The organism is Bradyrhizobium oropedii (assembly GCF_020889685.1).
Classification (GTDB): domain Bacteria; phylum Pseudomonadota; class Alphaproteobacteria; order Rhizobiales; family Xanthobacteraceae; genus Bradyrhizobium; species Bradyrhizobium oropedii.
Map to the genome: position 1 here is coordinate 1 of NZ_JACMYO010000055.1, position 12,181 is coordinate 12,181.

12 protein-coding genes and 1 pseudogene are annotated in these 12,181 nt (G+C 64.6%); 4 read left to right on the forward strand and 9 right to left on the reverse strand.

Going from position 1 to position 12,181, the window contains the following annotated elements; translation table 11 throughout:
- Positions 1–643, forward strand: a 643-nt coding sequence (locus tag H8A95_RS17310; protein ID WP_229184211.1) for an MFS transporter, incomplete at its 5' end; no start/stop codon positions are given.
- A 94-nt stretch (positions 644–737) separates the two neighbouring features.
- Positions 738–1,490, forward strand: a complete 753-nt coding sequence (locus H8A95_RS17315; protein WP_229184212.1) for a sulfate transporter family protein — start codon at positions 738–740, stop codon at positions 1,488–1,490.
- A 98-nt stretch (positions 1,491–1,588) separates the two neighbouring features.
- Here H8A95_RS17315 and H8A95_RS17320 read toward each other — a convergent pair whose 3' ends face one another.
- From H8A95_RS17320 to nth, 9 genes and pseudogenes are all read right to left on the reverse strand, one after another.
- A complete protein-coding gene (locus H8A95_RS17320; RefSeq protein ID WP_229184213.1) occupies positions 1,589–2,812 on the reverse strand; it encodes a serine hydrolase domain-containing protein in 1,224 nt (407 codons plus the stop codon).
- Between the two features lie 34 nt (positions 2,813–2,846).
- Positions 2,847–3,197 carry a DUF1048 domain-containing protein gene (locus H8A95_RS17325; protein WP_229184214.1) on the reverse strand — a complete coding sequence of 117 codons (351 nt, stop codon included), beginning with the start codon at positions 3,195–3,197 and terminating at the stop codon, positions 2,847–2,849.
- Entirely contained in the window at positions 3,194–3,523 is a 330-nt protein-coding gene (locus H8A95_RS17330) for a helix-turn-helix transcriptional regulator (RefSeq protein ID WP_163161697.1), read from the reverse strand. The genes H8A95_RS17325 and H8A95_RS17330 overlap by 4 nt, the downstream gene beginning before the upstream one ends.
- A gap of 172 nt (positions 3,524–3,695) precedes the next feature.
- A pseudogene (locus tag H8A95_RS17335) lies at positions 3,696–5,197 on the reverse strand (DHA2 family efflux MFS transporter permease subunit).
- Positions 5,198–5,259: 62 nt separating this feature from the next.
- Positions 5,260–5,772, reverse strand: coding sequence for an isoprenylcysteine carboxyl methyltransferase family protein (locus tag H8A95_RS17340; protein ID WP_229184215.1), 513 nt, complete (start codon positions 5,770–5,772; stop codon positions 5,260–5,262).
- Complete coding sequence (locus H8A95_RS17345; protein ID WP_229184216.1) at positions 5,769–6,830, reverse strand: type III polyketide synthase; 1,062 nt, start codon at positions 6,828–6,830, stop codon at positions 5,769–5,771. The genes H8A95_RS17340 and H8A95_RS17345 overlap by 4 nt, the downstream gene beginning before the upstream one ends.
- A gap of 119 nt (positions 6,831–6,949) precedes the next feature.
- On the reverse strand, positions 6,950–8,578 hold the full coding sequence (locus H8A95_RS17350) for an MFS transporter (RefSeq protein WP_229184217.1): 1,629 nt from the start codon (positions 8,576–8,578) through the stop codon (positions 6,950–6,952).
- Entirely contained in the window at positions 8,565–9,716 is a 1,152-nt protein-coding gene (locus tag H8A95_RS17355; RefSeq protein WP_420839403.1) for an HlyD family secretion protein, read from the reverse strand. Before H8A95_RS17355 ends, H8A95_RS17350 begins: the two co-directional genes overlap by 14 nt.
- Before the next feature lie 62 nt (positions 9,717–9,778).
- Entirely contained in the window at positions 9,779–10,588 is an 810-nt protein-coding gene (gene nth, locus H8A95_RS17360) for an endonuclease III (RefSeq protein ID WP_229184250.1), read from the reverse strand.
- Positions 10,589–10,610: 22 nt separating this feature from the next.
- Between nth and H8A95_RS17365 the strand changes: the two genes are divergently transcribed.
- Both H8A95_RS17365 and H8A95_RS17370 read left to right on the forward strand, forming a co-directional pair.
- Positions 10,611–11,171 carry a DUF2244 domain-containing protein gene (locus tag H8A95_RS17365; protein ID WP_229184218.1) on the forward strand — a complete coding sequence of 187 codons (561 nt, stop codon included), beginning with the start codon at positions 10,611–10,613 and terminating at the stop codon, positions 11,169–11,171.
- A 57-nt stretch (positions 11,172–11,228) separates the two neighbouring features.
- Positions 11,229–12,125 carry a methylated-DNA--[protein]-cysteine S-methyltransferase gene (locus H8A95_RS17370; RefSeq protein WP_229184251.1) on the forward strand — a complete coding sequence of 299 codons (897 nt, stop codon included), beginning with the start codon at positions 11,229–11,231 and terminating at the stop codon, positions 12,123–12,125.
- Positions 12,126–12,181 lie beyond the last annotated feature (56 nt).

Below are 12,181 nucleotides of genomic sequence, written 5' to 3' on the forward strand. Positions count from 1 at the left end.
CCCTGCCCCCGCGGCCACGACGGCGGCGGCGCGGACGTCGCCCGAGACCGGCTATGCCGACCTGTTCCGACCACCCTATGCCTCGCTCGTCGTGCTCTTCATGATCTTCAATCTATGCCAGGCATTCGGCGTCTACGGCTTCTCCAACTGGGTCCCGGCGCTGCTGGTCGAGAAGGGCATCAACGTCACCAAGAGCCTGCAATATTCCTTCATCATCGCCTTCGCCTATCCGCTCGCGCCGCTGCTGGCCGCAACCTTCGCCGATCGCTTCGAACGCAAATGGATCATCTGCGGCGCGGCGGTCGCGATCTCGGTGTTCGGCCTGGCCTTCTCGCAGCTTACCGAGCCGGTGCTGCTGATCTTGAGCGGCGTGCTGGTGACCGGAGCCAACATGACGCTGTCCTACGCCTATCACGCCTACCAGACCGAGGTATTCCCGACCGCGATCCGTGCGCGCGCAGCCGGGCTGGTCTATTCGATGAGCCGGCTCAGCGCGACCTTCTCCGGCTTCATCGTGGCGTTCATGTTGAGAGAGGCCGGCGTCAGCGGCGTGTTCGGCCTGATCACCGCGGCGATGGTCGTCGTGATCATTGCTATCGGTGTCTGGGGACCTGAAGTCCGCGGCAAGCCGCTCGACGCCTAGCTCGAAAACGCTCTCACCGCGACACACGCGGCACTTGCCGAAGCCATATTGGGTGGCTACCTCTCGCTCGTCAATTTGCAGAGGTAACCCAGTCATGTTGGACGCCGCCGTCAAGGCGCTTTCGCAAATCCTGTCGCCGCCGATGCGCACGATCCTGTGGCGCTCGATCGGTCTTGCGCTGGTCTTGATCAGCGTGCTGGCGATCGGGCTGCAGCGGCTGCTCAGCTGGTTTGCCGACACTGGCGAGGTCTGGGCCGAAGGCATGCTCGGCCCCAACTTCCATTCCACCCTGCACGTGCTGTCCTGGATCATCTCGATCTCGGCGGGCCTCGGCGTCGTCCTCGGCGGCATCTTCCTGATGCCCGCGATCACCTCGCTGGTGGCGAGCCTGTTCGTCGACGACGTCGCCGACCATGTCGAGCGCGAGCACTATCCGGCCGACCATCCCGGCACGGCGCTGCCGGTCACGCTCGCGACCATCGAGGGCGTCAAGACGGCGCTGCTGACCATCCTGGTCTATGTGGTCGCACTGCCGTTCGTGCTGTTCGCAGGCGCAGGCTTCATCATCTTCTTCATCGCGACCGCCTGGCTGCTCGGCCGCGAATATTTCGAGCTCGCGGCGATGCGGTTCCGCTCGCCTGATGATGCCAAGGCGATGCGCAAGGAGAACGCGGCGACCGTGTTCACGGCCGGCCTGTTCATCGCGGCCTTCGTCTCGATCCCGATCGTCAATCTGGCGACGCCGCTGTTCGGCATGGCCTTCATGGTGCACATGTACAAGCGGCTGTCGGGCCCGCGCCGCGAATTGATCGAGCCGGCGCGACGCAGCAACGTCCGGTCGGTCTAGGGCTTGATCCGGAAAAGTGCATAAGCGGTTTTCCGAAAGGACCATGCTGAAGCAACGAGCTGAAGCGCGACGATGATTCAACCCAATCTCGTCGCGCTTTAGTCGAGGCACTTTCTGACCGCGGACGTCAGCTCAATGGCACGCGGATCGATCAGGGTGGCCGCCCAGAGATTGGTAACGTAGCCGAAACCGACCCGCGATTCGGGGTCGGCAGCCCCGAGCGACCCTCCGCTGCCGGGATGGCCGAATGACGCTGGGCCGAGCAGGGAACTGATAGGCGGGGTCGCCCGCCAAAAGCCCAGCGACATGTTGAACAGGTTCTTCGTGTAGGGCAGCAACTCCGATGGGACGCCGTGCATGCGCGTGCGGTCGGTCTGAACCATCGTCATCGCAGCCACCGTGTCGGGCTGGAGGAGACGGATGCCGTCGACGTCGCTCACCGTTGCAGCGTACATGCGGGCGATGGAGTGGGCGTTGGCGAACATGTTCGCGGCGGGAAACTCCGCCGCCCGATAAGCCCGCGAGTGCATGTTCTCCTCGGTGACGCCGCCCACCGCCCCGGCCTTCATGAAGGCCGAACCCGGTCCGTAAACATCCTTCACCAAGGTCTCTGCCACGGCGGTGTCCAACCCCATGAGCTTGGCGAAGTCAGTCACCAGGTCCTCGGGGGAGCCGTACGGGAAGGGAGCCACCTCGAGCCGGGCAACCCGCGGCTCGATCTCTTCGGGTAGACCGATCCATGCGGAGAGCTTGAGAGGGCGGGCGATTTCCTCGGCGAAGAATGTGCCCAAGGACTTGCCCGTGATACGCCTGACGACCTCTCCGACGAGGAAGCCGAACGTCATGGCGTGGTAGAGGTGCTCCGTCCCGGGCGTCCAGAGCGGCTTCTGTATTTCCAGCGCGCGAATCAGCGGATCCCAGGCGCACGCCTCCTCGAATGTCAGCGGTGTGTCGACATACGGCAGGCCGGCTTGGTGAGAGAGCAGATACCTGACCGGCATCGTCCCCTTGCCCGCCGCGCCGAACTCCGGCCAATATCGGGTGACGGGAGCATCGAGATCGAGCAGTCCACGCTGGACAAGGAGGTGGGCGCACATTGCGGTCGCACCCTTCGTAGTCGACGCGGTGAGCGCAACCGTGTCCTGAACCCACGGACGGTTCCTGTCGCGGTCGGCCTGACCGCCCCACAGATCGACCACGGCACGCCCATCGACGTAGACGCAGCATGCGGCGCCCAGGTCTTTTCCTGCTTTGAAGTTGGCGCGAAAGGTGTCCGCCACCTGCTCCCAGCCGTGCTCAACTACGCCATTGACGTCACTCATTGCCTCGTGCCTCCGTCGGCCGCTCGCTGTTTCGTTACGGTTGGTTGCCTGCGACGCGATCGATGGCTTGGGTCAGCCGTTCGCGCTCCCGGATGATCCACTGGCCCACCGGATAGTTCCGACGAAACGCCTCGGCGAACTCCACGGGGTCTTCGCCGACGATCGCGCGGATTGGCGTCCCGCTCGCGGCGCTCTCGTCGAAGAGATCGGCAAGATCCTCCAGCATGGCCAGTAACTCGTCGCCCTTCCCGGGCCCGAAGTACATGAGGTACCGCTCCAACGCATCGATCGCGGTGTGATAGCTTGCGGGAAGCTGCTCCGTGCGCGCCTTGTACTGCCAGTAGCGTTTCTTCTCATCGATCATCCGTGCGATGAACATGTTCATGCCTTTCTTTCCCGGAGCTGTTCGAGACGTTCCGCGAGGAAGCTCCATGTCCTCCAAAACTCCTCGAGATATTCGTGTCCCTGAGCGTTGAGCGAATAGACCTTGCGTGGTGGCCCCTTCTCGGACGGGACCTTCTCAACGGCGACGAAACCCTTTTGCTCGTTCCTGACGAGCAATGCGTAGACGGTGCCTTCGGCGATGTCGGAGAAGCCCTGCTCCCGCAAACGTGCCGTGATCTCGTAACCGTAAGCGGGCTGCACAGAGAGGATTGCGAGGACGATGCCCTCCAGCGTGCCCTTGAGCATCTCCGTCATCTGCTTGCTCACGAAGCATCTCCCCATCCTACTTAGTGTTACTGACTACTAGTACATAGCAGCACTGACTAGCGGTGTCAATCTCCGCCAGGCGGCGAGAGGTAGGGGCAATTCGGAGGGACGCCGGTGGCGATTTCGGTCATCGCCTCCGATGAGAAAGGCGCGTCAAACAACACGGCCGCAGCTAGACCGGATCTGAAGGCACCGATCGTGGAGAGGGCGCACGGTCGAGCGCCAATGGCACCAGCAGCAATCCTGCGATCGCACGCAGGCGAGCATCGCCCATGCCTCGTTGACGGTGAGTGCAAGCGACGCTCGCTCGACCAGCGGCCGGATGAACGCCACCGTGGCATCGTCCGGCGGACCCGGCGGACGGTTGATCAGCAACATTGGATCGAGGCCGATCGCCTGCGCCGCGGTGATATCGCCTGCCAGCAGGCGTGCACGAAAATCCTCGCCATAGATCGGGCTTCGCCCGTAGAGGATGGTATCGATCAAGGCGATCCCGATCGCGCCACCCAGATTGCGCATCAGGTTGAACAGTCCGCTGGCGTCGGCAACCTCCGACTCCGGCAAGTTGCCTAACGCAATGCGCGTCGGCGGCAGCAGGCAGAACATGATCGCGACGCCGCGCATGACCTGCGGCCCGAACATCTCGCCGAAATCCGCCGTGCGCGGTTGAAAGGCACTGAGGCCGAGACCGAACGCCAACAAGGCGAAGCCGGCGGCGGTCAGCAGAAGCGCGCCGACACGGCTTTCGAGGATTGCCGCCAGCGGCGCGGCGACGAGCTGCGCAACTCCGGTGACCAGCATGATGGTGCCGATCTCGAAGGCGTCATGACGGCGGACAAAACCGAGGAAGACCGGCATCAGATAGGTCGATCCATACAGGCCGATGCCGAGGCAAAAGCTCAGGCCGCAACCGATCGCGAACGGGCGCCGCCTGAACAGGGTCAATCGCGCGATTGGATGCGTCACGCGGAGCGTGCGCCGGATCAGCAGCGCCATCCCGACGATGCTTCCGACCAGCAAGCTCAGGCAAAGCATCGAAAGCCAGCCGCGCTGCGGCGCTTCCTTCAGGCCGATCATGAAGCTTGCGAGCGCTGCTGCGAGCAGGGCAAGCGACCATTTGTCGAGTCTCGACAACGCGTGGAGATGCACGCCCTCTCTCGGCAGCAGCGACGGAGTGACCGCGGCCGCAAGCGCCCCCGGGACCACATTGATCAGGAACAGCCACGGCCACGACCAGGTTTGCGTGATCCAGCCGCCGACCACAGGTCCGACGGTCGGTGCCAGCACCGCGACGACGCCGCCGATCGTGGTGGCCACCGCATGAAGGCGCACCGGAAACAGCGTGAACACGGCAGAGAACACCGCGGGGATCAGAACGCCACCGGAGAATCCCTGCAGCACGCGAAACACCAGCAGCACGGCAAAGCCGCCGCTGAAAGCGCAGCCGATCGACGCGATGGTGAACAGGCTCACGGCAACGACGAACAGCCATCGCAACGACAGCACATGCGTAAACAGTCCGGTCAGCGGGATCGCGATCACCTCCGCGATCAGATAGGCGGTCTGGATCCAGCTCATCGCCGAAGGCGAGATCGCCAGCGCACGCTGGATCGTCGGCAACGAGGTTGCGACCACCTGGATGTCGACGATCGCCATGAACATGCCGAGGCACATCAGGAGGAAGCCGGCCCAGGTCGCGGCCGATGGACTGTCGGTTCGATGCTGCGCCCGGTCGCTCATGGCGTGCTGATGCGCGGCCAGGCGGAAACCGAGAGGGCGCGGGTCTCGGCGCGAATTCGGACTGCGAGCACTGCGAGATTGAGCACGGTGAAGATCAGCGCCAACGCCGGCAGATGCAGCGCGAGCGGGAGCAGCGCGATTTCACCGACGACGACGGCATAGTTCGGATGCGGGAAATATCGATATGGCCCGGATGCCACCAGCGGCGCGCCCGGCAGCACGATGATCCGCGTGGTCCATCGCGGCCCGAGCGCGGCCAAGATCCACACACGCAAGCCTTGCAACACCAGAAGAGCCGCCAGCGCAGCCAGATTGACATCCTGGTTGCGGCCAAAGATCCACAGCGCGATCAGCCAGCCGGCGTGAACCAGCACAATGAGCGGGTAGTGATCGGCGCCGACCTCGATCGCGCCCTGCGCCAGAAGCCGCGCCGTGTTGCGGCGTGACAGCACGAGTTCGCCGAGACGCTGCAGCGTGACCAGCGCAAGGATGACCGAAGCGAAGCTCATGCCGCGTGCCTGAGCGCAACGCAGCTGAGCGTGAAGCCGGGCCCGAGCGCCGTGAGCAGCGAGCGCGGCGGCAAGCCCCTGGCGCAGGCCCGTTCGAGGACAAAGAGCACCGTCGGCGCCGACATATTGCCGCAAGCCGCGATGACGTCGCGTTCGTGATCGAGCGTGCCCTGATCGAGCGCAAGCGCCCGCTCCAGCGCGGCGATGACCTTGGAGCCGCCGGGATGGCAGAGGAAACGGTCGATGTCGTCGATCGTCAGCTGCATCCGCGCAAGGATTTCGGCAACGGCCGACCCAAGATGATTGCGGACGAAATCCGGAATGGTGCGCTGAAAGACGACACCGAAGCCTTCCGGATCGACCGTCCAGCCCATGATGTCGAGCGTATCCGGCCAGAGCTTTTCGCCCGCCGCCTCGATCCGCGTCGCACCGCCGTCCCCGGCGCGCAGCACGATTGCGGCGGCGCCATCGCCGAACAGGCTGGCGGCAACGATATTCGCCTTGGTGAGCTCATCGTGCCGGACCGCGAGCGTGCAGAGCTCGAGCGCAACCAGCAGCACGTTGGCACCTGGCTGCGCCTGCGCCAGCCGCGCCGCAATCGACAGGCCCGACACGCCGCCGGCACAGCCCAGACCGAACACCGGCACGCGCGACACGTCCGTCCGCAGACCGAGCTTGCCGGCGACACGTGCCTCCAGCGTCGGCGTGGCGATGCCCGTCGAGCACACCGTGACCACGATATCGATGTCGCTGCCGGCCAAATCGGCACGCGCAATCGCCTTGCGGGCGGCGTCGACGAACAGCGCCTCCGCGCCTTCGAGGAACGCCTGCGTCCGCTCCGGCCAACCGCGCCGTTCGAGGTACCATTCGATCGGCTTGACGCCATAGCGATGCTGAATGCCGGTGTTGGCGAACAGGCTGGAGAGCGTCTCGAACTCGGGATAGCGGTCGGCGAGAAGACTGCGCGCGGCCTGAAGGACTTGTCCCTGATGGAATAGATGCGGTGGAACCGCCGTCGCCATGGAAACAAGCGCGGCCGTCTGCTTGGTCTCGGTCATCGTGGCTCCAGTTCCCCCGGTTGTGGAACCACGCGATGTGCAAAATATTTCAGACCCGGCGACATCAGTCGCGCGCTGCATTCACTATAAATTGACCCAGCGTGGTGGTGGGACGCCGGTCAGGAAGCGGCGGCGTCTGGTTTGCGGAGCAAGTTCTTCACGAAGCCGAACGGCACCGGCGACAGCGGCCCCTGCGGCGCACGCGTGATCAGGGCGACCAGGAACAGCGCCAGCATGGCGAGCCAGAAGCACAGCCAGAAGCCGTCAATATAGGCGAGCGTGTTGGCCTCGCGCTGCACCAGCGCCGCGAGCGTGCCGACGGCCCGCCCCATCGCCGTCCCTATGCCGTGGCCGGAGAATTCACCCGCCAACCGCTTCAGCAGGTTCACGACGTCGACATCGCCGTTCTGGACATGCTGTCCGAGATAATTCGAATGGATCTGCTCGCGGACGCGCAGCCAGGTGCCCATCAATGCGATGCCGATCTCGGCGCCGCCGAGCCGCATGATCTGGATATAGGCCGCGAACGCCGTCGCCCGCGACGGATCGGAGTTGGCCAGCGCCATGATGATGATCGGCAGCAGCGTGAACGCCTGCCCGACCGACGTCAGCAGGACGATGCCGACAAAGTCCTCGCGCGCCCAGACATGGCTCAGCTGCGTGCCCCAGAGATTGGCCGCCGCGAATGCCGAGAAGCCGAGCGCCACGACGATGCGCGGATCGATGCGGCGGAGCATAAGGATCGAGATCGGCACCAGCACGAACATCGGCAGCGCGCCGTAAGTGAACAGCAGTACGCCGGACTGCTCCGGCCGCAGCGCACCGATGGTGCCGAGGAAATTCGGCACCAGCGACGAGTTCGACAGGCTGGTCAGCGTGTACAGCAGGATGACGATCAGCGAGAGCCCGATGTTGCGTGAGAACAGCACGTTGAAATGCGCCCAGGGCCGGCGCGCCACCATCTCGTTGATCATGAAGGCGACGATCAGGAGCCCGCCGCCGATCAGCAATGCCATCACCGTGCCCGACGACAGCCAGTCCAGCCGGTTGCCCTGATCGAGCCCGGCATAGACCATCGACACCCCGGCGCCGAGCAGCAGCATGCCGCCCCAATCGGCATGGTGCAGCAGGTCGCGATTGACCGGCTCCTTCGGCGTGCCGAGATAGACCATCAACCCCATCAGCGGCGCGATCGCCATGCCCTGCCAATACAGCCACTGCCAGCCGAGGTGCTCGACATAGAAGCCGACCAGTGAGCTCGACGAGTCCAGCGCGAAGCCGACGCGGATCGAATACATCGCGATTCCTGGAATCCACCAACGGATCGGCAGGTTGCGCAGGATGATCATCAGCGTCGCCGGCACGAAAGTACCGAGCAACATGCCATGCGCGATGCTGAGCGCGATCAGCGTCGTGTAGTCGCGTACGAACGGGATGGTCAGCGAGACCACGGCATAGACCAGGCTCGGGATTCCGAGCACGCGCCGCAAGCCGAATACAGTCGCAAGCCAGGCTACCGCGGGCGCGACGAAGATCTGCGAGCCGATCGCCGCGGTCGAGAGCCAGGCGCCCTCGTCGAAGGTCAGCGAGAACGCGCCACGCAAGTCGGGCAGGCCGATCGTGGTCAGGCGGCTGTCGAAATTCGCCAGGAACGCGCCGAGCAGCACGGCGACCACCGCGAACAGCGGATAGCGTGCGACGTCGCCACGCGAGACCGGACCGCGTTCGCGATCGTCACTTTCCGCCATTGGCGACCGCCTCGCCGGTGTTGATCCGGGTCACGACCGACATGCCCGGCAGCAGCCGCTCGAGCAGCGGCTGGCCCTTGTCGAACTGGATCCGTACCGGGATGCGCTGCACCACCTTGGTGAAATTGCCGGTGGCGTTGTCGGGCGGCAGCAGCGCGAACTGCGATCCACTCGCCGGCGCGATGCGCTCGACGACACCGCGCAGCCTCTGGCCGGAGAACGTGTCCACCGTGACCTCGACCGGCTGGCCCGGCCTGACGTTGGTCAGCTGGGTTTCCTTGTAGTTGGCGATCACATAGACGTTCGGCAGCGGCACGACATTGACCAGGTTGGTGCCGATGTTGACGTAGTCGCCCGGCTGCACCTGGCGCTCGCCGGTGACGCCGTCGAATGGTGCCGCGATCCTGGTGTAGCCGAGCTTGAGTTTGGCCGATGCCAGCAGGGCCTTGGCGGCGTCGAGGTCGGCGGCGCGCTGCTTCTTGGTGCCTTGCAGGACCTCGAGCTGATGGCGCTGTGCCGCGATCACCGCGCGGCTGGCCTGCACGTCGGCCTCCGCCTTGGCGTAGGATGCAGTGGCTTGCTCGAGGCGCTGCCGCGTGCCGGCGTCGGTTTGCGACAGCGACTGCTGACGCTCTTCCTCCTGGCGCGCCAGAGTCTGCTGCGCCTCCGCGGACAACCGCGAGGCCTCGGCCTGCGCGATGGTCGCATATTGCAGCTCGACCTGGTTGTTGAGGTTGTCGAGCGCAGCCTGGGCACCGACCACGCCGGCTTCGGCCTGCGCGACCTGGGCCTGGTAGTCGGCCGGATCGATCTGCACCAGCAGATCGCCGGCCTTGACGCGCTGGAAATCGGAAACCGCGACCGTGAGCACTTCGCCGGACACGCGGCTACTGAGCTGCGTCAGCTCGGCGCGCACATAGGCGTCATCGGTGGTCTGGATCGTGGCGCTGCCGACCCATCCGTTCCAATGCGTCGTCGCCACTGCGACGAACACCAGCGCGACGAGCACCGCAAACAGCGGAATAGCGAAGCGTCCCCAGAAGCCGCTGGCCGCAGGCTGCGACTTGGCTGGCGCTTGGACTGGAGCAGTCGCAGTCTGGCTCACTTGCGACGGACCATCTTGAACCTGCTCTGCCACGCTACACTCCTCAGTCACGCGCCGGAACGCCAAGCCTAGTAACACTTGATGACGATGATGCCTTAGACCGTCTTCTCCGGCCACCGGCAGAGATCATTGATCAAACACACTTCGCAACGCGGGCCGCGGGCGAGGCAGGTATAGCGGCCATGCAGGATCAGCCAGTGATGGGCGTGCAGCATGAACTCCGTCGGGATCACCTTCTCCAATCCCAGCTCGACCTCGAGCGGCGTCTTGCCCGGTGCGAGACCGGTGCGATTGCCGACGCGAAACACGTGGGTGTCGACCGCCATCGTGTGTTCGCCGAACGCCATGTTGAGCACGACATTCGCGGTCTTGCGGCCGGCACCGGGCAACGATTCGATTTCGGCGCGGGTGCGCGGCACCTCGCTGCCGAATTCGGCGATCAGCTTTTTGGACAGCGCGATGACGTTCTTGGCCTTGTTGCGATAGAGCCCGATGGTCTTGATGTACTCGCGCACTTTTTCTTCGCCGAGCTCAAGCATCTTCTCCGGCGTGTCGGCGATCTCAAACAACGGCCGCGTCGCCTTGTTGACGCCGGCATCGGTTGCCTGCGCCGACAGCACCACCGCAACCAGCAGCGTGTAGGGGTTGAGATGCTCGAGCTCGCCCCTCGGCTCGGGATTGGCTTTGCGGAACCGATCGAAGACCTCGTAGACCTCCGCCGCCGTCCATGGCTTTGGCTTTGCAATCTTCTTGGCGATCGTCTTGGCGACCTGCTTGGCAGGCTTTTTGGCCGCCTTCTCTGCCGCGCGTTTGGGCAGCGGCTTTGCCGCGTTCGCGGCTTTCTTCTTCGGCGCGAACTGAACGCTTGACGCGCTGGCGCGTTGAGGGCGGATGATTTTGGCCATGAACGGGATATACTGATACGTCATGACCGCAGGCAACGACTTTGATCGGAGCGATGACCTCAGGGCCGATGACCTCGAGGTGAATGCGCCTGAGGCGGAGCCGAAGCTGTTCTCGGCGCTGCTGACGCCGCACCGCTCGCTGAACCGCACGGGCTTTATCGTGCTGATGTCGTTCGTCACCGTGATCAGCTTCATCGCCGGCGCGGTGTTCTGGTGGCTGGGCGCCTGGCCGATCTTCGGCTTCTTCGGCCTCGACGTGCTGGTGATCTACTGGGCGTTCAAGGTCAATTTCCGCACCGCCAAGGCGAGCGAGGAGATCACCGTGACGCCGTCGGAACTGCGGGTGCGCCGGATCAGTCACCGCGGCCATGTGGCCGAATGGGTGCTCAATCCGCTCTGGGTGCGGTTCGAGCAGATCTCGCATGAGGAGTTCGGCATCGAGCGGCTTTATCTGGTGTCCCGCGGCCGCCGGGTCAGCGTCGGGAGCTTCCTCAGCCCGGACGAAAAGGCCAGCTTCTCCAAGGCTTTGACGGCGGCCTTGAATACCGCGAAACGCGGCCCGACCTACAACCCCGTCGCCTAATCGTGCTTGTCAGAAATCGGGTGGTTTGGACGCGCCATGGCTCCTAAATCAGACACCATGATGACACTCGCCATACATGACCAGCGCCTGGCCAAGCCGGGCCTCCAGAGCGCCGCGCTGCGCGACTATGATTCGGTTCGGCGCGCCATCGCGTTCATCTCGGAACACTGGCGCGCCCAGCCGACCATCGAGGCGATGGCCGATGCCGCCGCGGTCACGCCGGATGAACTGCACCATCTGTTCCGCCGCTGGGCCGGGCTGACGCCGAAGGCCTTCATGCAGGCGCTGACGCTCGATCACGCCAAGAACCTGCTGCGCGATTCCGCCAGCGTGCTCGACGCGGCACTCGACTCAGGTCTCTCGGGACCGGGACGACTGCACGATCTGTTCGTTACGCACGAGGCGATGTCTCCAGGCGAATGGAAGACCGGCGGCGGCGGCATGACGCTGCGCTACGGCTTCCACCCCTCGCCGTTCGGCACCGCAATCGTGATCGCGACCGATCGCGGGCTCGCGGGGCTTGCCTTTGCCGACCCCGGCGATGAGCAGACTGCATTCGCCGACATGAAGCGGCGCTGGCCGAATGCGACCTATGTCGAGGACACCGACGGCACCACTGCGTTGGCGCAGCGCGTGTTCGATACAAGCTTGTGGCGGGCTGACCAGCCGCTGCGCGTTGTCTTGATCGGCACCGACTTCGAGGTGCGGGTATGGGAAACGCTGCTCAAGATCCCGATGGGCCGTGCGGTCAGCTATTCCGACATCGCCTGCAAGATCAGCAATCCGAAGGCCTCGCGCGCCGTCGGCGCCGCGGTCGGCCGCAATCCGGTGTCGTTCGTGGTGCCCTGTCATCGCGCCCTCGGCAAGAGCGGCGCGCTGACCGGCTACCACTGGGGCATCACCCGCAAGCAGGCGATGCTGGGCTGGGAAGCCGGCCAGGTCGGATTGCATTGATCGCTGCGAGGTAGACCGTTGCGTCTCTCACCGTCACCAGTCTCTCACCGTCACCC